At 70.5% G+C, this 18,951-nt stretch carries 21 protein-coding genes; 10 read left to right on the top strand and 11 right to left on the bottom strand.

Going from position 1 to position 18,951, the window contains the following annotated elements; all coding sequences use genetic code 11:
- Positions 1-108 precede the first annotated feature (108 nt).
- Entirely contained in the window at positions 109-564 is a 456-nt protein-coding gene (locus G9Q37_RS17685; protein WP_166229273.1) for a fasciclin domain-containing protein, read from the top strand.
- Positions 565-621: 57 nt separating this feature from the next.
- Here the strand turns inward: G9Q37_RS17685 and G9Q37_RS17680 are convergent, their stop codons facing one another.
- Complete coding sequence (locus G9Q37_RS17680) at positions 622-1,539, bottom strand: LysR family transcriptional regulator ArgP (protein WP_166229271.1); 918 nt, start codon at positions 1,537-1,539, stop codon at positions 622-624.
- Between the two features lie 116 nt (positions 1,540-1,655).
- On the opposite strand from G9Q37_RS17680, the gene G9Q37_RS17675 reads away from it, so the two are divergent.
- Positions 1,656-3,005, top strand: coding sequence for a D-amino acid dehydrogenase (locus tag G9Q37_RS17675; protein WP_166229269.1), 1,350 nt, complete (start codon positions 1,656-1,658; stop codon positions 3,003-3,005).
- Here the strand turns inward: G9Q37_RS17675 and G9Q37_RS17670 are convergent.
- From G9Q37_RS17670 to G9Q37_RS17660, 3 genes are read right to left on the bottom strand one after another with little or no spacing between them, the layout of a single operon-like run.
- Entirely contained in the window at positions 2,978-4,243 is a 1,266-nt protein-coding gene (locus tag G9Q37_RS17670) for an acyl-CoA dehydrogenase family protein (protein WP_420810295.1), read from the bottom strand. The genes G9Q37_RS17675 and G9Q37_RS17670 overlap by 28 nt on opposite strands.
- A gap of 23 nt (positions 4,244-4,266) precedes the next feature.
- Positions 4,267-5,082, bottom strand: coding sequence for an alpha/beta fold hydrolase (locus tag G9Q37_RS17665; RefSeq protein WP_166229267.1), 816 nt, complete (start codon positions 5,080-5,082; stop codon positions 4,267-4,269).
- Entirely contained in the window at positions 5,079-6,128 is a 1,050-nt protein-coding gene (locus G9Q37_RS17660) for a 2,5-dihydroxypyridine 5,6-dioxygenase NicX family protein (protein WP_166229265.1), read from the bottom strand. The genes G9Q37_RS17665 and G9Q37_RS17660 overlap by 4 nt, the downstream gene beginning before the upstream one ends.
- 75 nt (positions 6,129-6,203) lie before the next feature.
- On the opposite strand from G9Q37_RS17660, the gene G9Q37_RS17655 reads away from it, so the two are divergent.
- From G9Q37_RS17655 to G9Q37_RS17640, 4 genes are all read left to right on the top strand, one after another.
- Positions 6,204-6,725: a flavin reductase family protein gene (locus G9Q37_RS17655; RefSeq protein ID WP_166229263.1), complete on the top strand. Its 522-nt coding sequence runs from the start codon at positions 6,204-6,206 to the stop codon at positions 6,723-6,725.
- Complete coding sequence (locus G9Q37_RS17650; protein WP_166229261.1) at positions 6,722-7,234, top strand: MarR family winged helix-turn-helix transcriptional regulator; 513 nt, start codon at positions 6,722-6,724, stop codon at positions 7,232-7,234. The genes G9Q37_RS17655 and G9Q37_RS17650 overlap by 4 nt, the downstream gene beginning before the upstream one ends.
- A 40-nt stretch (positions 7,235-7,274) precedes the next feature.
- Positions 7,275-8,177 carry a DMT family transporter gene (locus tag G9Q37_RS17645; RefSeq protein ID WP_166229259.1) on the top strand — a complete coding sequence of 301 codons (903 nt, stop codon included), beginning with the start codon at positions 7,275-7,277 and terminating at the stop codon, positions 8,175-8,177.
- A gap of 109 nt (positions 8,178-8,286) precedes the next feature.
- Positions 8,287-8,880, top strand: a complete 594-nt coding sequence (locus tag G9Q37_RS17640) for a hypothetical protein (protein WP_166229257.1) — start codon at positions 8,287-8,289, stop codon at positions 8,878-8,880.
- A gap of 16 nt (positions 8,881-8,896) precedes the next feature.
- Here G9Q37_RS17640 and G9Q37_RS17635 read toward each other — a convergent pair whose 3' ends face one another.
- Complete coding sequence (locus tag G9Q37_RS17635; RefSeq protein WP_166229255.1) at positions 8,897-10,978, bottom strand: acetoacetate--CoA ligase; 2,082 nt, start codon at positions 10,976-10,978, stop codon at positions 8,897-8,899.
- Positions 10,979-11,079: 101 nt separating this feature from the next.
- Here G9Q37_RS17635 and G9Q37_RS17630 point away from each other — a divergent pair, with 101 nt between their 5' ends.
- Positions 11,080-11,748, top strand: coding sequence for a TetR/AcrR family transcriptional regulator (locus G9Q37_RS17630; RefSeq protein WP_166229253.1), 669 nt, complete (start codon positions 11,080-11,082; stop codon positions 11,746-11,748).
- Between the two features lie 92 nt (positions 11,749-11,840).
- Entirely contained in the window at positions 11,841-13,136 is a 1,296-nt protein-coding gene (locus G9Q37_RS17625) for a solute carrier family 23 protein (protein ID WP_166229250.1), read from the top strand.
- 45 nt (positions 13,137-13,181) lie between these two features.
- On the opposite strand, the gene G9Q37_RS17620 is transcribed toward G9Q37_RS17625, so the two are convergent.
- A complete protein-coding gene (locus G9Q37_RS17620; protein WP_166229248.1) occupies positions 13,182-13,535 on the bottom strand; it encodes a hypothetical protein in 354 nt (117 codons plus the stop codon).
- The gene (locus G9Q37_RS17615; protein WP_166229246.1) at positions 13,532-14,098 is read right to left on the bottom strand and encodes a cob(I)yrinic acid a,c-diamide adenosyltransferase; all 567 of its coding nucleotides are present in this window, start codon (positions 14,096-14,098) and stop codon (positions 13,532-13,534) included. The genes G9Q37_RS17620 and G9Q37_RS17615 overlap by 4 nt, the downstream gene beginning before the upstream one ends.
- Positions 14,099-14,275: 177 nt before the next feature.
- On the opposite strand from G9Q37_RS17615, the gene G9Q37_RS17610 reads away from it, so the two are divergent.
- Positions 14,276-14,494, top strand: a complete 219-nt coding sequence (locus tag G9Q37_RS17610) for a hypothetical protein (RefSeq protein ID WP_166229244.1) — start codon at positions 14,276-14,278, stop codon at positions 14,492-14,494.
- Positions 14,495-14,568: 74 nt separating this feature from the next.
- Positions 14,569-15,993, top strand: coding sequence for an FAD-binding oxidoreductase (locus tag G9Q37_RS17605; protein WP_166229242.1), 1,425 nt, complete (start codon positions 14,569-14,571; stop codon positions 15,991-15,993).
- 43 nt (positions 15,994-16,036) lie between these two features.
- On the opposite strand, the gene G9Q37_RS17600 is transcribed toward G9Q37_RS17605, so the two are convergent.
- The 4 genes from G9Q37_RS17600 to G9Q37_RS17585 are packed head-to-tail and all read right to left on the bottom strand — an operon-like array spanning position 16,037 to position 18,906.
- Entirely contained in the window at positions 16,037-16,954 is a 918-nt protein-coding gene (locus G9Q37_RS17600; protein WP_166229241.1) for a ParB/RepB/Spo0J family partition protein, read from the bottom strand.
- Entirely contained in the window at positions 16,954-17,499 is a 546-nt protein-coding gene (locus tag G9Q37_RS17595; protein WP_166229239.1) for an RBBP9/YdeN family alpha/beta hydrolase, read from the bottom strand. The genes G9Q37_RS17600 and G9Q37_RS17595 overlap by 1 nt, the downstream gene beginning before the upstream one ends.
- A gap of 16 nt (positions 17,500-17,515) precedes the next feature.
- A complete protein-coding gene (locus tag G9Q37_RS17590; RefSeq protein ID WP_166229237.1) occupies positions 17,516-18,286 on the bottom strand; it encodes a ParA family protein in 771 nt (256 codons plus the stop codon).
- A 5-nt stretch (positions 18,287-18,291) separates the two neighbouring features.
- Entirely contained in the window at positions 18,292-18,906 is a 615-nt protein-coding gene (locus G9Q37_RS17585; protein WP_166229235.1) for a LysE family translocator, read from the bottom strand.
- Positions 18,907-18,951 lie beyond the last annotated feature (45 nt).

Here is an 18,951-nt window from a genome sequence, read left to right as displayed (position 1 = left end):
TTCCTTACTTTTTGGTCGTCTTTAAGACTATTCAGTCTTCTTGCGAACAACATGGTTTAAATTTCCGCCGCGGTCTATGTTGACCGCGGCTTCAGGAAGGACCTCTGCATGAAGAAGACCCTCATTGCCTCCGTGCTCGCGTTCGGCGCCCTCGCTGCCGCCCACGCCAAGGACATCGTGGACACCGCCGTGTCCGCCGGCTCGTTCAAGACCCTGGTGACCGCGGTGCAGGCCGCCGGCCTGGTGGACACCCTCAAGGGCCCGGGCCCGTTCACGGTGTTCGCGCCGTCGGACGAGGCCTTTGCCAAGATCCCCAAGGACCAGCTCGATGCGCTGCTCAAGGACAAGGCCAAGCTCACCGCCGTGCTCACCTACCACGTGGTGCCGGGCAAGGTGATGGCCAAGGACGTGAAGGCCGGCAAGGTGAAGACCGTGCAGGGCGGCGAGATCACGGTGGGCACCTCGGGCGGTGTGACCGTGGACAACGCCAAGGTGGTGGCGACCGACGTGGCCGCGAGCAACGGCGTCATCCACGTGATCGACACGGTGATCATGCCCAAGTGAGGCCGGCGCGCAGGCGCTGCCCAGGCCCCGCCCGCGCGGGGCTTTTTTTTGCGCGCCTCAGAGCGGCGCGCGCAGGGCCCGGCCGGCCGCGTCGCGCAGCGCCGCGCTCAGCGCGTCGAGCACGTCAGAGCTCAGGTTCCAGCAGTGCCAGTGCAGCGCCACGCCCACGCGGTGGCGCGGCGCCAGGTCCACCAGTTCTCCGCGCGCGATGCGTTCGCGCACCAGCAGCTCGGGCACCACGCTCACGCCCCAGCCCGCGAGCACCGCGCGCACCTGGCCTTCGCTGGACGGCACGAAGCGCTGCTTGAGCACCACGCGCGAGAGGCCGAAGCGCTGTTCGACAAAGGCGTGCTGCAGCTGGTCCTTGCGGTTGAAGGCGATGAAGGGCAGGCGGTGGAAGTTCTGCGTGTTAAGGCCCTTGGGACAGTGCTCCAGCGCAAAGCCGGGCTCTGCCACCAGCACGTAGTCCATCACGCCCAGCGGCTCCATGCGGCAGCCGCGCAGCGCCTGGCCCAGCGAGGTCACGCAGCCCAGCACCTGGCCTTCGCGCAGCCACTCGTGGGTGAACTCCTGATCGTCGGCGATGATTTCCACCGGCAGGCCCGCGCGCGCCAGCGCGTCGAGGGCGGGCAGGGCCCAGGTGGCGATGCTGTCGGCGTTGATGGCCACCGAAATGCGCTCCTCGCCGCGGCCGCTGGCGGCGTTGCTGGGCGCGAGCTCCTTCAGGTCCTTCTCGAGGTCGGCGCGCAGCAGCCGCATCATCTTGGCGTGCTTGAGCATGAGCTGGCCCGCGGGCGTGGGCTTGAGCGGGCGGCTGCGCACGATCAGCACCGTGCCCACCTGCGCCTCGAGCGCGCGCAGCCGCTGCGACACGGCCGACTGCGTGATGGACAGGCGCTGCGCGGCGCGCTCGAAGCCGCCCTCTTCCACGATGGCGGCCAGGCATTCGAGGGCGTCGGGATCGAAGGTGCTCATCGGGGGTTCTTTCATCAGCCAAACTGATGAACTCGATTTTGCTTGAATCCCGCTTCATTTCGGACGGGGATTTCCCGACACTGGTGGCACAGGCGCACCGCGCCGGGAGATCCACCATGAAAGTCACCGTTCTGGGCGCCGGCATCATCGGCGTGAGCACCGCCTGGCACCTGCTGCAGCGCGGCCACGAGGTCACGCTCGTCGAGCGCCAGCCCGACGCGGCACTGGAAACCAGCTTTGCCAACGCCGCGCAGATCTCGGTCAGCTATTGCGAGCCCTGGGCCAACCGCGAAGCGCCGCTGAAAGCGCTCAAGTGGATGTTTTCGCCCACCTCGCCGCTGCTGTTTCGCCCGCAGCTCGACCCGGCGCAGTGGCGCTGGGGCCTGCAGTTCCTGGCGCAGTGCAACGACGCGGCCTTCGAGCGCAACGTGGCGCAGCTGGTGGCGCTGGGCTCGTACAGCCACGCGGCACTGAAAGACGTGGTGCGCGAGACCGGCATCGATTACCACCGGCTCGAGCGCGGCATCGCGCACTTCTACGTCGACCAGAAATCCTTCGACGGCGCGGCCGGTGCGGCCGAGCTCATGGGCCGCTTCGGCGTGAAGCGCCGCGTGGTCTCGCGCGACGAGCTGCTGCGCATCGAACCCGCGCTGGCCTCGTACGGCGATCGCATCGTGGGCGGCACCTTCACCGAAAGCGACGAGTCGGGCGACGCGCGCGTGTTCACGCAGCAGCTGGCTGCGCTGTGCGCCGCGCGCGGCGCGCGCCTGCTGTTCGGCCACGACATCGAGCAGATCGAGGTGGCCGGTGGCGCGGTGACCCATGTGCGGGTGCGCAGCCGCGACACCGGCGTGCTCACTGCGCTCAAGGCCGACGCCACCGTGGTGGCCTGCGGTTCGTACACCACGCCGCTGCTCGCGCGCATCGGCGTGCGCGTGCCGATCTACCCGGGCAAGGGCTACAGCGCCACGCTGCCGCTGCTCGAGCCCGAGCGCGCGCCCTTCGTGAGCATGATCGACGACAGCCGCAAGATCGCGCTCTCGCGCCTGGGCAACGAGCTGCGCGTGGCCGGCACCATTGAACTCGGTGGCTTCGACCTGTCGCTGGACACGCCGCTGGCCCGCAAACGCTGCGAGATGCTGGTGCGCCGCATCGAAGAGGTGTTCCCCGGCGTGGCCGACACGCGGCTGCCGGCCGAGGGCGGCAACCCGCGCTTCTGGACCGGCCTGCGCCCCGCGACGCCGACCAACATTCCCCTGATCGGCCGCCTGCCCGTGAAAGGCCTGTGGATCAACGCGGGCCACGGCACGCTGGGCTGGACGCACGGCGCCGGTTCGGGCAAGGCCCTGGCCGAGCTCATCAGCGGCGAACGGCCCGCCATGGCCTTCGGCTTCCACGGCTTCGAAGCCGACACGCGCCTGCCGCGCGCCGCGCGCGCTCAGGCGTCTCTCTCGCCTGGCTCGTAAAGCGTTTCGCGCCCCATGCGGTCGACGATGAGCTCGGCCGTCCAGGGCAGCATGAGCGAGCCGCAGCGGCTGTCGCGGTAGAGGCGCTCCAGCGGCAGGTGCTTCATCATGCTCTGGCCGCCACAGGTGCGGATGGCCAGGCGCGCGATGTCGTTGGCACCCTCCATCACCGTGTGGTGCGCGGCGTACAGGCGCAGCTTCTCGTCCTTGCCCGGGTTGGGCCGCGCTTCCTGAATGGCGCGCACGAACAGGCTCTTCATGGCCTCGAGCTGGATGCGCATCTGCGCCACCGCGATCTGCTTGGTCGGGTACTGGCGGCGTTTCACGGGCGGCTCGCCCTCGACCTCGCCGCGCAGGTACTTCACGGTGAAGTCGTAGGCCGCGTTGGCCAGGCCCAGGTAGGTGGGCGCGAGCGTGAAGAACATGGCGGGCCAGGTCTGCGCGCCGGTGAAGTAGATGCCGCGCGGCATGAGCTGCTCGGCGTCGCTCACGAACACGTCCTGGAAGTGCAGGTTGCGGCTGACGGTGCCGCGCATGCCCAGCGGGTCCCAATCGCCACTGATGGTCAGGCCCTCGCTGGTCGCGGGCACGCTGATGTACATCGTGTCGCGCGGGTCGGGGTCTTTGCCGTCCACGTCTTCGGTGCAGAGGATGCCGTAGTAGTCGGCCGCACCCGAGAGGCTGGCGAAAATCTTGCGGCCATTGATGCGCCAGCCGCCCTCGACCTTCTTCGCCGTGGTGCCGAAGGGTGCGCGCCCGGCCGCGGCGGCCGAGCCTTCGCTGAAGGGCTGGGCATAGAGCGCGCCGTCGTCGACGATGCGGCGGAAGTGCAGCTCGCGCCGCGCCGTGTGCTCGCTGCGCTGCGCGTCGGTCATGGGTATGCCGTCGGCGAGCACGCCCGTCCACATGGTGCTGCAGATGTGCATGTTCCAGGTGAGTGCGGTGGCGCCGCAGAAGCGGCCGATCTCGGCCGCCACCATCATGTAGGTGGGGTAGTCGGCGCCCAGGCCGCCGTGCTCGCGCGGCACGCAGAGCTTGAGGAAGCCAGCCTCGCGCAGGTCGTCGTAGTTGGCGAAGGGAAAGCTCGCCTCGCGGTCCCATTGCGCGGCGCGCGGCGCGAACTTCTCGCGGCCCAGGCGGTGGGCCACGGTGAGCAGTTCGCGCTGCAGCGGCGTGAAAGCCATGTCGCCCACGGCGGGCGTGAAGTCCAGGCCGGTGGACAGGGGGTCGCGGTTCATGGGCGTGTCTCCTTGGGGCGGTCTCAGTGCAGGTCGGCGTGCGGCGCGGGCGCGGGCTCGGCCAGAAAGCCCAGCAGCAGGCCGTCGAAGTCGTCGGGCGCTTCGAGGTTCATGAGGTGGCCGATGCCCTTGAGCTCGGCGTAGCGCGCGCGCGGAATGCTGTCGGCCATCTGCTTCATCACCGCGGGCGCGGCCACGCGGTCGAACTCGCCGCCGATGAGCAGCGTGGGCACGCGGATGTCGGCGAGCTGCTGCTGGCGGTCGAAGGTGACCAGGCATTCGAGCGCGCGCCGGTAGGTGGCCGCGGGCACACCGCCCATGCAGTGCTCGGCCAGGCGCAGGCCTTCGGGCAAGGCGCCCGGGCCGGTCATCTGCGGCACCAGCACCTGGGCCACTTCGGCCATGCTCTTGCCGGCGTCCAGCGGCGCGGTGCGCTGGGCGATGAACTGCTGCGCCCAGGCCTCGGCGCTGCGGCCGTCGGTGCGCTTGCCGAAGGCGGCCGAGGTGCCCGCGAGCACCAGGCGGCTGACCTTGTCGGGGCGTCGTGCCACCACCTCCTGCGCGACCATGCCGCCCATGCTGTGGCCCACCAGCACCACGCTCTCGCACTGCAGGGCGTCGATCAGGTCGACGCAGCTTTGCGCCAGGCCCTTGAAGGTGTAGGGCTCGATGGGCGCGCTGCGGCCGTAGCCCGGCATGTCCCAGGCGATGGCGCGGTAGCCCGCGCCCGCAAGCGTTTCGACCTGCGGCGCAAAGGCCAGGTGGCCACCGCCGATGCCGTGCAGCATGAGCACGGTGGGCCCGCTGCCGAGCGCGGTGAAGGTGGGCAGGCTGTTCATGCCACCACCTGCCCGGCATCGATCACCACCTGCCCGTCGAGCGCGACGGTGCAGTGGCGCAGCGGGAAGTCGAAGTGCCCGCGCGTGTGCCGGCCCGCGACCTCGTTGGCGCCGGTGCTGTAAAGGAAGTTGCCCGCGAAGGCGCGCAACTCGGTGCCGTTGAAATCGCGTTTGTCGTAGAGCGCCATGCTGTCCCAGCGCGCGCGCTCGTTGAGGCCGTAGCCCACGTGGCTCACCGCATAGGCCTCGGGCTCGTTCCAGGCCGCGTAGTGGCTGCGCAGCAGCTCGGCATCGACGCCGCGGCCCTCGATGCGCGTGACCGTGTCGGCCTCGACGGTGAGCGCGATCGGCCGCTCGATGTAGCGCTTGAAGGTGAGGTTGACGTCGCCCTCGGCCAGCACCAGCGTGCCGTTGACCGTGCCCGCGGCAGGAAAGCCCAGCACCAGGCCGCCGGGCCAGTGCGTGAGCGTGCCGGGCCGCGTGGTGCTGCCCCAGTTGCCGCCGAACACCGCGCCGGCCAGGTCGATGTGCAGGTCGGTGCCCGCGGCCGAGGTCACGCGCATGCGCTGGGCGCCGCGCAGGCGCTTCACGTGCGCCTTCACGCGCGCTTCGGTGGCCTCGTCGGGCAGCAGGCGCATCAGCGCCTCGGGGTGTTCGTTGCTCACGTAGACCACGCGCGGCTGCGTGCCGCCCGCGCCCGCGAGGATGGCGGGCAGCTCGGGCGCGTGCATCAGGCCCTCGGCGGTGCAGTCGATCACGAGCTGGCTGCCCGCGAGCGCGGCGATCACCGGCTGCAGCTGCTGGATCGCGGGGCAAGCGCCGGTGGAGCGCTGCACCGGCTCGCTGGTGCTGAACACCGAAGGCAGCGTGAGGCGGAAGCAGCGCGCGCCCAGCCGCGCCGCGGCCAGGTGCGCCAATTCCACCAGCACGGGCCGGCTTTGCGTCTCGCCGAGAATCGCCACCACTTCGCCAGCCTGCAGCGCACAGCGCCGCAGCATGGCCTCGAAGGCGTCGATCCAGGCGGGTTCGATCCGCTCCTGCAGCATCCGGTCTCCTTGTCGCGGGTGGGGGTTGGTCGTCTGGCGGCCATTATTCATGAAAATTCATGTAAATTGCAGCCCATGTCTCCTGCCCGTCAATCCGGCCTGGTGGCGCGCCCGCCCGATTTTTCGGCGCAGGAGTTCCGCGCCTCACTGGGCATGTTCGCCACCGGCGTCACCATCGTGACGGCGCGCACCGCCGATGGCACGCTGGTGGGCCTGACCGCCAACTCCTTCAATTCGGTGTCGCTGTCGCCGCCGCTGGTGCTCTGGAGCCTGGCGCACCGCGCGGGCTCGATGGCGGCCTTCCGCAACGGCCAGCACTACGCGATCAACGTGCTCGCGGCCGACCAGCAGGCCCTGGCCGAGCGCTTCGCCGCGCGCGACATCGACCGCTGGGCCGGCGTGGCCTTCAGCGAGGGCGGCAACGGCGCGCCGCTGCTGCAGGGCGCGGCCGCGGTGTTCGAGTGCTTCAACCGCAGCCAGTACACCGAAGGTGACCACGTGATCTTCGTGGGCGAGGTCGAGCGCTGCGCCCACCGGGCCGAGGCCTCGCCCCTGCTCTTTCACGGCGGCCGCTTCTACACGGAGCACCCCTTGTGAGCGCAGCGCACGATCCGCCGCCGGGCCGCCCCAAGGCGGATCAGTCCCCTCGGGGGGCAGCGACCCGCGCAGCGGCGGAGCGTGGGGGCGAGCGTTTCACCCACGACTATCTGGGCTACCTGCTCGGCCAGGCCAACCACGCGCTGTTCAAGGACTTCGACGCCCAGGTGCGCGAAGCGGGCCTGGGCTCGCTCGAGTGGCGCGTGCTCGCGGTGCTCAGCGGCGAGCCGCCCATGAGCGTGGGCCGGCTCGCGCACGAGGTGCTGAGCCAGCAGCCCACGGTGACCAAGCTGCTGCAGCGCCTGGTCGCGCAGGGCTGGGTGGCCTTGCAGGACGACCCGGCCGACCAGCGCCGCACGCTGGTGGCCATCACGCCCGCGGGCCGCGAGAAGGTGCAGCCGCTGCTGCGCCGCGCGCGCGCCCACGAGGCCGAGGTGCTGGGCGAGCTCTCGGCCGCCGAGGTGCAGCGCCTCAAGGCCCAGCTGCGCCGCCTCGCGCAGCCGCGCTGACGACACCCCCGGGGCCCGGCCCGGGCCACAATCGCGCCCCATGTCTGCCACGCCCGAACGCAAACCCCACCTCGACGCCCTGGCCATCGCGCTGCTCATCGTGTGCTGCGCCTTCTGGGGCTTCCAGCAGATCCTCATCAAGGTGGCCGCCACCGAGGTGCCGCCGCTGTGGCAGGCCACGGTGCGCTTCTGGGGCGCGACCGCGCTGCTGTGGCTGTGGTGCGTGGCGCGCGGCGTGCCGCTCTTCAACCGCGACGGCACGCTGGGCGCGGGCCTGCTCGCCGGCCTGCTGTTCGCGGGCGAGTTCAGCTTCATCTACCTGGGCCTGCAGTTCACCAGCGCCTCGCGGCTCACGGTGTTCCTCTACACCAGCCCCTTCGTGGTGGCGCTGCTGCTGCCGCGCGTGGTGCCCAGCGAAACCCTGCGCCGCGTGCAATGGGCCGGCCTGTCCATCGCCTTCGTGGCCGTGGCCCTGGCCTTCAGCGAAGGCTTCCTGCACGCCTCGCCGGTGGCGGGCCAATGGCGCGGCGATGCCATGGGCCTGGCCGCGGGCATTCTCTGGGGCCTGACCACGCTCACCATCCGCGCCAGCCGCATGGCCAGTGCCAGTGCCGAGAAAACGCTCTTCTACCAGGTGGCCGTGACCGCGGCCGTGGCGCCGGTGCTCTCGCTGCTGCTCGGTGAGCCCTGGGGCTTTCACTACTCGGCGCGCGCCTGGGGCTCGATCGCGCTGCAGAGCGTGGTCGGCGCTTTCGCGAGCTACCTCACCTGGATGTGGATGCTGCGCCACTACCCCGCGACGCAGATGAGCACCTTCACCTTCCTTACGCCGGTGTTCGCGCTGGTGTTCGGCGTGCTGCTGCTGGGCGAGCCGCTCACGGTGCAGCTCATACTGGCGCTGGCGGGCGTGGCGCTGGGCATCGTGCTGGTGAGCCGGCGCTAGCGGGGGCGGGAACAGAGCGCGCGCCCCTGCCACCCAGGCCGGTCCCAGGGGAGCGGTTGTCGGGCCATTCGGTTCGCCCGTGTCTCCGTGCACGGACCGGAGCCCATTCATGAAGACCTTCCCAGTGTTGTCCGCCCTCGCGCTGTCGCTCGCCCTCTCCGCCTGCGGCGGTGGCGGCGGTGGCGGTGGCGGTGATGCACACACCCCGGCCACGCCGTCGTTGTCGCTCGCGGAGTTCGCGGGCGTGTGGAAGCCGGACGCCACCGGCGCCTGCGCCCCCTCGTTCGCCTACAACCCCGCGTACAGCAGCCGCTTGCGCAGCCACACGATCACCGCCACCAGCGGCGACACGCTCGATCTCAAGGTCACCATCGACCTGTTCACCGACACCGCCTGCGCGGTGCCCAAGGGTGTGGTCGAAGAGGGCTTCACGCTGCCGGTCGCGGCAGTCACGCTGCCCACGCGCGCCAACGCCATCCGCGGGCAGGCCCTGTTCATGTCGAGCCACTCGAGTGCGGTGGACGGCAATGGCATCAGCCTCACCCGCATTCCGGACGGCAGCGCCGCCGGCCTGGGCACGGGCCGCCTGCTCGCCGACGTGCAGGACGGCCAGCTCTTCCTCACGCCCGCCGTCCAGGGCGTGGCTGTGGACGGCGCGGGTTACCCGCTTGCCCTCGACCCGGCGCGGGTGTTCGTGCACTGAGCCCGCGCCCCCGCACTCAGGCCCGCTCGCGCGCCAGCTGCACGTACCAGTCGAGACAGCCCGGGTTGGCCATGGCCTCGCGGTTGATGACCTTCTCGATCGGCTGGCCCAGCAGCAGCTTCTTGATCGGCAGCTCCTGCTTCTTGCCCGAGAGCGTGCGCGGGATCTCGGCCACCTGGTAGATCGCGTCGGGCACGAAGCGCGGCGACAGCGCGCTGCGGATCGCGCCACGCAGGCGCTCGCGCAGCGCGTCGTCGAGCGTGTGGCCCTCGCGCAGCACCACGAACAGCGGCATCCAGCTCTCGCGGCCCAGGTACTCGAGGTCGACCACCATGGAGTCGAGCACCTCGGGCAGGGCCTCGACGGCGCTGTAGATCTCGCTGGTGCCCATGCGCAGGCCGTGGCGGTTGATGGTGGCGTCGGAGCGGCCGTAGATCACGCACGAGCCGTCGGGCAGGATGCGCAGCCAGTCGCCGTGCCGCCACACCGCGCCGGCCTCGGGCCCGAGATCGCCGCCACCGGGCTTGCGGCCGTGGCCGGGCGGGTAGGCGTCGAAGTAGCTGCCGATGAGGCGGCGGTTGTCCACGTCGCCCACGAAGTGCAGCGGCATCGAGGGAATGGGCTGCACGCACACGAGCTCGCCCACCTCGTCGATCACGGCCTGGCCTTGCTCGTTCCACGACTCCACCGCGCAACCGAGCAGCCGGCACTGCATGCGCCCGGGCACCTGCGGCAGTTCGCGGTGACCGCCGATGAAGGCCCCGGCGAAATCGGTGCCGCCGCTGATGTTGCACCACCAGATGTCGTGCTGCGCCGGGTTGGCGGCGATCGCGGCGAACTGCGCGCTGCCCCAGCGCTGCGCGTCTTCCGACAGCGGTGAGCCCGTGCTGCCCAGCGCGCGCACGCGCGAGAGGTCGCCGCAGGTGGACAGGTCCACGCCCGCCTTGAGGCAGTTGGCGTAGAAAGCCGCGCCCGCGCCGAAGAAACTCACGCCGGTCTCGGCCGCGAAGCGCCACAGCGTGGTCCAGTCGGGCCGCTCCTTGGCGCCTCCGGGGTTGCCGTCGTAGATGACGCAGGTGGTGCCGTTGAGCAGGCCGCTGACCTGCGCGTTCCACATCACCCAGCCCGTGGAGCTGTACCAGTGGTAACGCTCGCCCCAGTTGTTGGGGTCGTAGCTGCAGCCGATGTCGTTGTGCAGGATCTTGAGCGCCATGCCCACCAACACCGTGCCGCCGTGGCCGTGCACGATGGGTTTGGGCAGGCCGGTGGTGCCGCTCGAATACACGATCCACAGCGGGTGGTCGAAGGGCAGCCACTCGGGCTCGAAGGCGGCGGTGGCCGCGTCGTCGCGCGCGCACACGGCCTCGAAGTGGGCGCAGGGCGCGGCCTGCGCGAGCGCACGCGCCTTCGCCTCGGGCGTGTCGGCCAGGTTGGTGTGCAGCACCACGTGGCGCAGCGTGGGCAGGGCCGCACGAAGTTCGGCCACCACGCCCAGGCGGTCGATGTCGCGCTGGCCGTAGGTCACGCCGTCACAGGCGATCAGGGCCACGGGCTCGATCTGGCGGAAGCGGTCGAGCACGGCGTTGGTGCCCATGTCGGGCGCGCACACGCTCCACACCGCGCCGATGCTCACCACCGCGAGGAAGGCGATCGCTGTCTCGGGGATGTTGGGCAGGTAGGCGGCCACACGATCGCCGCGGCGCACGCCCTGCTCGCGCAGGTGCAGCGCGAGTGCGGCCACCTGGCGCTGCAGCTCGGGCCATCCGAGCTCGCGCGCCAGGCCTTTTTCGTTGCGCGAGATCAGCGCCGGCATGCCCGCCGCGTGGGCCGGGGCCACGTGCCGCAACACCTGGTGCGCGTAGTTGGCGCGCCCGCCCGGGAACCAGTGCGTGCCGGGCATGGTGTTGGCGGCCAATACCCGCCCCCCCTCCGGCCGCATCTGCAAACTAAAGTATTCGTCCACGCTGCCCCAGAAGGCCTCCAGGTCGGTCACCGACCAGCGCCACAACGCGGGGTAGTCCTCGAAACGCAAACCCCGGTGGGTCGCGAGCCAGTCGGTGTAGCGGCGGATCTGGGGAATGTTGGGCGGTTGGGGCATGGTGGGCTCGGGTCGGGTGGGAGCAGGTTAGCGGCACGCCGCGGCCCTGTCTGTCACGCGGGCTGCGGCCCCGGCCCCGGCGGTCCGCACCTGCCGACACCATGGAACAGACCGCACCGCCACTGCGCACCCTCCGCCAGGAAACCATCCTCGTCACCGCCGAGCGCCTGTTCGCCGACCACGGCTTCCACGGCGTCACGCTGCGCCAGATCGCCGACGCCGCGCGCGTGCCGCTGGCCCTCGTGGGCTATTACTTCGGCCGCAAGCACGACCTGTTCAGGGCCGTGTTCCACCACCGCGCGGCCTGCCACCATGCGCGCCTGGCCACGATCGACGAGGCCCGCCGCCACGCACGCGAGGCGCAAGGCCTGCTGCGCATCGTCGAGGCCTTCGTGCTGCCGCTGGTGCACCTGCGCCACAACCCGTCGACCGCGGCCTACGCGCGGCTGCTCGCGCGCGAGCTGCAGCAGGGCTCGCCCGTGACCGAGCACCCCATGGGCGCGGGCTTCGACCCCCTGGTGCAGCGCTTCATGCTCGCGCTGGGCGAGGCCGTGCCCACGGCCGGCCCGACCGAGATCGCCTGGGGCTGCCAGTTCACGCTCGGCGCGGTGGCGCTGCACCTGCGCGACCGGCGCATCGAGCAACTGCTGCCAGGGGGCGCGCTCGGCTTCGACCGCACGGCCGCGCCGCGGCTCGTGGCCTACGCGGTCAGCGGGCTCGCGGCCGTGCTGCACGGCGGCGGTGCGACCGATGCCCGCGCCCAGACCTGATCGCCGTGCCCCTGCCCGCGCCTGGGCGACGCCACCGGCGCGGCACTTGCTTGCACAATCGCCGCCACCCAAACCAAGAAGGAGCGAGCGAGATGGGGCTGTTCAACTGGACCGAAAAAAGCGCCAGCACACTGGCACAAGGCGGCGTGATCGCGCCCGATGAACGACTGCCGTGGCCCCAGACCACGGTGATGGGCGTGCAGCACGTGATCGCCATGTTCGGCGCCACCGTGCTCGCGCCGCTGCTGATGGGCTTCAACCCCAACGTGGCCATTCTCATGAGCGGCATCGGCACGCTCATTTTCTTCCTCATCACGGGCGGCAAGGTGCCGAGCTACCTGGGCTCGAGCTTCGCCTTCATCGGCGTGGTCATCGCGGCCAGCGGCTACGGCGGCACCGGCCCCAACCCCAACCTGGGCGTGGCGCTCGGCGGCATCATCGCCTGCGGTGTGCTCTACATCCTGATCGGCTTCGTGGTGCAGGCCGTGGGCACGGGCTGGGTCGAGCGCCTCATGCCGCCCGTGGTCACGGGCACCGTGGTGGCGGTGATCGGCCTGAACCTGGCGGCCATCCCCATCAAGAACATGGCGCCCACCGGCTTCGACGCCTGGATGCAGGCCATCACCTTCGTGAGCGTGGGCCTGGTGGCCGTGTACACGCGCGGCATGGTGCAGCGGCTGCTGATCCTCGTGGGCCTGATCGTGGCCAGCGTGATCTACGCCGTGCTCACCAACGGCATGGGCCTGGGCAAGCCGATCGACTTCAGCGGCATCGCCAACGCGGCCTGGTTCGGCATGCCCGCGTTCTCGGCGCCGGTGTTCAGCGCGCAGGCCATGCTGCTGATCGCGCCCGTGGCCATCATCCTGGTGGCCGAGAACCTGGGTCACGTGAAGGCCGTGAGCGCCATGACCGGCCGCGACCTCAACCCCTACCTGGGCAAGGCCTTCATCGGCGACGGCATCGCCACCGTGGTGAGCGGCGCCGCGGGCGGCACCGGCGTGACCACCTACGCCGAGAACATCGGCGTGATGGCCGCGACCAAGATCTACTCCACCGCCATGTTCGTGGTGGCCGCGGTGATCGCCGTGGTGCTGGGCTTCAGCCCCAAGTTCGGCGCGCTGATCCAGACCATCCCGCTGGCCGTCATGGGCGGCGTGTCCATCGTGGTGTTCGGCCTGATCGCGATCGCGGGCGCCAAGATCTGGGTCGACAACAAGGTCGATTTCTCGGACAACCGCAACCTGCTCGTGGCCGCCATTCCCATCATCCTCGGCACGGGCGAGTACACCCTCAAGTTCGGCGGCTTCGCGCTCGGCGGCATCGGTACCGCCACCTTCGGCGCGATCCTGCTGTACTGGCTGCTGGGCCGCGGCAACGCCAAGGCCTGAAAACAAGGGGCGCCGGCCGCGGTGGCGGCGCCCCGGGCCGCGCGTTCAGCGCCGCTCGCAGCGGCCTTCCGACGTCGACTGGCCGCGGAAATCGCTGCGCCAGGTCAGCGTGGCCGTGTCGAGCTGGATGCGCTCGTTGTCCAGCGACGTGAGCAGCACGGTCTCGTACACAGTGAAGGTGTAGACCGGCACGCCGTCGATGGCGACGCCGCGGATGCGGCGCTCGTCGAGCGTGAAACGCACCTCGCGGACCCAGTTGGTGCGCGCGGGCAGGTACACCGCGTCGCAGGCCAGCACCACCTCGGCCGGGCGGCTCGCCGGGGCCTGTGCCCGTGCGGGGCCGAACAGCGCGGCCAGGGCCAGCGCCGCGGCCAGGCCGCGTGCGGTGCCCCGGTTCACGCGGCGTCCCCCTGCTGCAGGCGCTGGCTCTTCCAGTACACGTCGTCGCCGCCGTTCATGCGGTTGAGCACGCGCGCGAGCACGAACATCAGGTCGGACAGCCGGTTCAGGTACTGGCGCGGCGCATCGTTCACCGGCTCGGCCTGACCCAGCGCCACCACCGCTCGCTCGGCGCGGCGCGCCACGGTGCGGCACACATGGGCCTGGCTGGCGGCGCGGTTGCCCGCGGGCAGGATGAACTCCTGCAGGCGCGGCAGGGTGGCGTTGTGCTCGGCCAGGGCGGCGTCGAGCGCGGCCACGGCCTCGGGCTTGAGCAGCTCGTAGCCGGGGATGGAGAGCTCGCCACCCAGGTTGAACAGCTGGTGCTGGATCTCTACCAGCAGCGCGCGCACGTCCGGCGGCAGCGCTTCGCACAGCAGCAGGCCGATGTGGGAGTTGAGCTCGTCCACATCGCCCATGGCGTGCACACGCAGGCTGTCCTTGGAGACGCGGGTGTTGTCGCCCAGGCCGGTGGTGCCGGCGTCGCCGGTGCGCGTGGCGATCTGCGTGAGTCGGTTGCCCATGGTGATCCTCGTCGAACGGAAACCGATTGTGCGCGATGCCCTGCACGTAACAGGCCTTAGGGAAATGTGAACCGCGTGAAGCCGCGGTCAAGCGCGCAACGCCCGGCAAAAAGCCTGGCGCGCGGCGCCGCCCCGGGCTGCAATGCGGCTTCGTTCCACAGCCTCTGACCTCCATCCATGCGACGAAGCTCCGACACGCCCGCCCGCAGCCGACTGCACTTCGAAGGCCGCAGCGTGCAACTGATCGCGGCCTGGACCCTGGCCATGGGCGGCCTCACCGCGGCCCACAACACCCTGCCCTCGCGCCACGCCAGCAGCGGCGCCAGCACGCAGTCGGCCCCGTCGGCGGCCACGGGCAGCCTGCCGCCGCTCACGGCGCGCCTGCCGCGCCCATGACCCCGCGCTGAGCGCAGCGGCCAGGCCCGGGCGTAAACTGCCGCGTTCTGCAGAACACGCGCCGGAGACCGCCCATGAACGCCCCCACCGACATCACCCACCTGCTGCCCACGGTGGCGCAGCGCGAGGTGCCCGCCGACTTCATCGCCGCGCTGCAGGCGCGCTTCGGCGCCCAGTGTTCCACCGCGCTGGCGGTGCGCGAGCAGCACGGCCGCGACGAGTCGACCTTCACCGTGCCGCCGCCGGCCGCCGTGGTGTTCGCGCAGTCCACGCAGGATGTGGCCGATGCCGTGGCCCTGTGCGCACAGCACAAGGTGCCCGTGATCCCCTTCGGTGTGGGGTCCTCGCTCGAAGGCCACCTGCTCGCGGTGCAGGGCGGCATCAGCATCGACGTGGGCCGCATGGACAAGGTGCTGTCCATCAACGCCGAAGACCTCACCGTGACGGTGCAGCCGGGCGTGACGCGCAAGGCGCTCAACGAGGCCGTGAAGAGCGAAGGCCTGTTCTTCCCCATCGACCCGGGGGCCGACGCCTCCATTGGCGGCATGACGGCCACGCGCGCCAGCGGCACCAACGCCGTGCGCTACGGCACCATGCGCGAAAACGTGCTCGCGCTCGAGGTGGTCACGGCCCGCGGCGAGGTGCTGCGCACCGGCACGCGCGCCAAGAAAAGCAGCGCGGGCTACGACCTCACACGCCTGATGGTGGGCAGCGAGGGCACGCTGGGCGTGATCACCGAAGTCACGCTCAAGCTCTACCCGCTGCCCGAGGCGATTTCGGCCGCCATCTGCTCCTTCCCCACGATCGAGGCCGCGGTGCGCACGGTGATCCAGGTGATCCAGCTTGGCGTGCCGATCGCGCGCTGCGAGCTGATCGACGCCAACACCGTGCGCATGGTCAACGCCCACAGCAAGCTCGGCCTGCGCGAAGAGCACATGCTGCTGATGGAATTCCACGGCTCGCCCGCCAGCGTGCAGGAGCAGGCCGAGACGGTGCAGGAGATCGCCAGCGAGTTCGGTGGCAACGCCTTCGAATGGGCCACCACACCCGAGGAGCGCACGCGCCTGTGGACCGCGCGGCACAACGCCTATTTCGCGGCCATCCAGAGCAAGCCCGGCTGCCGCGCCGTGAGCACCGACACCTGCGTGCCCATCAGCCGCCTGGCCGACTGCCTGCTCGATTCCGTGGCCGAGGCCGACGCCGCCGGCCTGCCCTACTTCCTCGTGGGGCACGTGGGCGACGGCAACTTCCACTTCGGCTACCTGATCGACCCCGACAGCGCCGAAGAACGCCGCATCGCCGAGGCGCTCAACGTCAAGCTCGTGGCCCGCGCGCTGCGCCTCGAAGGCACCTGCACCGGCGAACACGGCGTGGGCCTGCACAAGATGGGCTTCCTGCTCGACGAAGCCGGCGCGGGCGCGGTGGAGATGATGCGCACCATCAAGCGCGCGCTCGACCCGGACAACATCCTCAACCCGGGCAAGATCTTCGCGCTCTGAGCGGGCGCCCCCGGCCGGGGGGCGCCCGAAGCGCGGTGGGCGCTCAGCTGTTCCTCAGCCGCTCGATGATGCCGTTCAAGGCTTCCAGCGAGCCGAACTGGATCGCCAGCTCGCCCATCTCTTCCACGCGGCCGTGGCGCTTCACGCGCTTTTTCACGCGCACCTCGACCTCGGCGGTCAGCAGGTCGGCCAGCTCCTCTTCCACGCGCCGGATGTCGCGCGACTTTTCCTTGCGCGGCTTCTGCGGCGCGAGCGCGAACTCGGCGGCGAGCTTCTTCACCAGGTTCTCGGCCTCGCGCACCGAGTACTGCTTGGTCGCGATCTGATTCGCCGCCGTGATCTGCGTGGCCTTGTCCAGCGGCAGCAGGGCGCGCGCGTGGCCCATGTCGAGGTCGCCGGCCATGAGCATGGTCTGCACCGGCTCGGCGAGCTGCAGCAGGCGCAGCAGGTTGCTGGCCGCGCTGCGCGAACGGCCCACGGCCTGGGCCGCCTGCTCGTGAGTGAGCCCAAACTCTTTCACCAAGCGCTGCAGGCCGTGCGCCTCTTCGAGCGGGTTGAGGTCTTCGCGCTGGATGTTCTCGATCAGCGCCATCGCCGCGGCCGACTCGTCGGGCACCTCGCGCACCAGCACCGGCACCTCGCTGAGGCCCGCGAGCTTCGAGGCGCGGAAGCGCCGCTCGCCCGCGATGATCTCGTGCTTGCCCGCGTTCGGGCCGCTCGCGAGCTTGCGCACCAGGATCGGTTGCATGATGCCCTGGGCCTTGATGCTCTCGGCCAGTTCGTAAAGCGCACCCTCGTCCATGCGCGTGCGCGGCTGGTACTGGCCGGCCACGAGCTGGTCGAGCGGCAGCGTGGACGGCGCGCCGGCCTGGGCCTCGGTGCCCGCGGGCGTGTCGTCGACCTTGGGGCCGAGCAGGGCTTCGAGGCCGCGGCCCAGGCCCTTGGGTTTTTTGGTGACCATCAGTGCGTGTCTTTCTGGAGTTCCTGGAGCCAGGCCCGGCCCTGGGGCCAGTCGCCCAGGCCCGAGTCGGCGTTGATGTGGCCGGCGTTGCCGAGGTCGATGAAGCGCGCACCCCAGTCGGCCGCGAAGCCCTGGGCGCGTTCGAAGCTGCAGTACGGGTCGTCGTGGCTGCCCACGAGCACGGCCGGGAAAGGCAGGCGCTGGCGCACGATGGGCGACCAGCTCGGCAGCTGATCGCGCAGGTCGGGCCGCTCGCTGTCGCCCGGCGCCACCAGCAGCGCGCCACGCACGCGCGCGGTGCTGCGCGAATGCGCGGCCCAGGCCGCCGTGAGGATGCAGCCCAGGCTGTGGGCCACGAGCACCACCGGGCCGTCGGCGCCGAGCACCACGTCTTCGAGGCGGGCCATCCAGTCGCCGCGCTGGGGTGTCATCCAGTCGTGCTGCTCGACGCGGCGGTAGCCGTGGGCCTTTTCCCAGCGGCTCTGCCAGTGGGCGGGGCCGCTGTTCTGCCAACCCGGCAGGATCAGCACGTTCTCGGGTTTCACGTGAAACGCCCTCCCCTTACATCTTCTTGATGCGCTGGACCATCTCTTCGGCAAAGGCGACGAAGGCCTGGCTGCCGCGCGCGGCCGGATCGAACACCACGCCGGGCAGACCGTAGCTCGGCGCTTCGGCCAGGCGCACGTTGCGCGGGATCACGGTGTCGAACACCTTGTCGCCGAAGTGGGCCTTGAGCTGGTCGCTCACCTGCTGCTGCAGGGTGATGCGCGGGTCGAACATCACGCGCAGCAGGCCGATGATCTGCAGGTCTTTGTTGAGGTTGGCGTGCACCTGCTTGATGGTGTTGACCAGATCGGTCAGGCCTTCGAGCGCGAAGTACTCGCACTGCATGGGCACGATCACGCCGTGCGCCGAACACAGGCCGTTGAGCGTGAGCATGCTGAGCGAGGGCGGGCAGTCGATCAGCACGAAGTCGTACTGGTCGGCCACCGCGGCCAGGGCCTGCTTGAGGCGGCGCTCGCGGCGCTCCACCTCCACCAGTTCCACCTCGGCGCCCGCGAGCTCGCGGTTGGCGCCGAGCACGTGGTAGCCGCACTTCTCGGAGAACACCGCGGCCTCGGCCACCGACGCGGACTCGAGCAGCACGTCGTACACCGACAGCGCCATGGCGCGCTTGTCCACCCCCGAGCCCATGGTGGCATTGCCCTGGGGGTCGAGGTCGACCATGAGCACGCGCTGCCCCACCTTGGCCAGCCCCGCCGCCAGGTTCACCGTGGTGGTCGTCTTGCCGACGCCGCCCTTCTGGTTCGCAACACAAAAGATCTTGGCCATGGGGCTTACTTGGACAGGGCCAGCTTCACACCGAAGCCGATCAGGAACACACCCGCCACCTTCTCGAGCACGCGGCCGATCGTGGGGTTGGCGCGCAGGCGCTCGGCCAGGAAGTGCACGATCAGCGTCATGCCCAGGCCGTAAGCGAAGGTGAGCGCCGCGATGGTCGCGGCCATGGCGCCGAAGGTGATCAGGCCCTGGTGGCGGGCCGGGTCCACAAACAGCGGGAAGAAGGCCATGTAGAACACGATGGCCTTGGGATTGAGCAAGGTGATGGCCGCGGCCTGCTGGAAGTACTGGCGCGGGCGGATGTTGAGCACCGGCGCGTCGCCGGGCTTGGCGCTGAGCATCTTCCAGCCCAGCCAGGCCAGGTAGATCGCGCCCAGCCACTGCACCGCGCCGAACAGCGCGGGCGTGGCGGCCAGCAGCGCGGCCACGCCGGCCACGGCCGCCCACATCAGCACCTGGTCACCGGCGATCACCCCCATGGTGGCGGCCAGTCCGCCCTTCACGCCGCCCTTGCTGGTCGAGGTGATCAGGGCCAGGTTGCCCGGCCCGGGAATGGCGAGAAACACGACGATGGCGATGACAAAAGCGCCGTAGTCCGCGATGCCGAACATGGTGGTGGCCCCTCACAAAAGAGGGTCGAGTGTACGTGAGGGGCC

This window comes from Hydrogenophaga crocea (assembly GCF_011388215.1).
Classification (GTDB): Bacteria; Pseudomonadota; Gammaproteobacteria; order Burkholderiales; family Burkholderiaceae_C; genus Hydrogenophaga; species Hydrogenophaga crocea.
This window is presented reverse-complemented; position numbering and strand designations above follow the sequence as displayed.

What these genes read in the sequence shown, in the direction of transcription:
- G9Q37_RS17685 (WP_166229273.1), top strand. Translation starts at nt 109, where the DNA reads ATGAAGAAGACCCTCATTGCCTCCGTGCTCGCGTTCGGCGCCCTCGCT.
- G9Q37_RS17680 (WP_166229271.1), bottom strand. Translation starts at nt 1,539, where the DNA reads ATGAGCACCTTCGATCCCGACGCCCTCGAATGCCTGGCCGCCATCGTG.
- G9Q37_RS17675 (WP_166229269.1), top strand. Translation starts at nt 1,656, where the DNA reads ATGAAAGTCACCGTTCTGGGCGCCGGCATCATCGGCGTGAGCACCGCC.
- G9Q37_RS17670 (WP_420810295.1), bottom strand. Translation starts at nt 4,243, where the DNA reads ATGAACCGCGACCCCCTGTCCACCGGCCTGGACTTCACGCCCGCCGTG.
- G9Q37_RS17665 (WP_166229267.1), bottom strand. Translation starts at nt 5,082, where the DNA reads ATGAACAGCCTGCCCACCTTCACCGCGCTCGGCAGCGGGCCCACCGTG.
- G9Q37_RS17660 (WP_166229265.1), bottom strand. Translation starts at nt 6,128, where the DNA reads ATGCTGCAGGAGCGGATCGAACCCGCCTGGATCGACGCCTTCGAGGCC.
- G9Q37_RS17655 (WP_166229263.1), top strand. Translation starts at nt 6,204, where the DNA reads ATGTCTCCTGCCCGTCAATCCGGCCTGGTGGCGCGCCCGCCCGATTTT.
- G9Q37_RS17645 (WP_166229259.1), top strand. Translation starts at nt 7,275, where the DNA reads ATGTCTGCCACGCCCGAACGCAAACCCCACCTCGACGCCCTGGCCATC.
- G9Q37_RS17640 (WP_166229257.1), top strand. Translation starts at nt 8,287, where the DNA reads ATGAAGACCTTCCCAGTGTTGTCCGCCCTCGCGCTGTCGCTCGCCCTC.
- G9Q37_RS17635 (WP_166229255.1), bottom strand. Translation starts at nt 10,978, where the DNA reads ATGCCCCAACCGCCCAACATTCCCCAGATCCGCCGCTACACCGACTGG.
- G9Q37_RS17630 (WP_166229253.1), top strand. Translation starts at nt 11,080, where the DNA reads ATGGAACAGACCGCACCGCCACTGCGCACCCTCCGCCAGGAAACCATC.
- G9Q37_RS17625 (WP_166229250.1), top strand. Translation starts at nt 11,841, where the DNA reads ATGGGGCTGTTCAACTGGACCGAAAAAAGCGCCAGCACACTGGCACAA.
- G9Q37_RS17615 (WP_166229246.1), bottom strand. Translation starts at nt 14,098, where the DNA reads ATGGGCAACCGACTCACGCAGATCGCCACGCGCACCGGCGACGCCGGC.
- G9Q37_RS17610 (WP_166229244.1), top strand. Translation starts at nt 14,276, where the DNA reads ATGCGACGAAGCTCCGACACGCCCGCCCGCAGCCGACTGCACTTCGAA.
- G9Q37_RS17605 (WP_166229242.1), top strand. Translation starts at nt 14,569, where the DNA reads ATGAACGCCCCCACCGACATCACCCACCTGCTGCCCACGGTGGCGCAG.
- G9Q37_RS17600 (WP_166229241.1), bottom strand. Translation starts at nt 16,954, where the DNA reads ATGGTCACCAAAAAACCCAAGGGCCTGGGCCGCGGCCTCGAAGCCCTG.
- G9Q37_RS17590 (WP_166229237.1), bottom strand. Translation starts at nt 18,286, where the DNA reads ATGGCCAAGATCTTTTGTGTTGCGAACCAGAAGGGCGGCGTCGGCAAG.
- G9Q37_RS17585 (WP_166229235.1), bottom strand. Translation starts at nt 18,906, where the DNA reads ATGTTCGGCATCGCGGACTACGGCGCTTTTGTCATCGCCATCGTCGTG.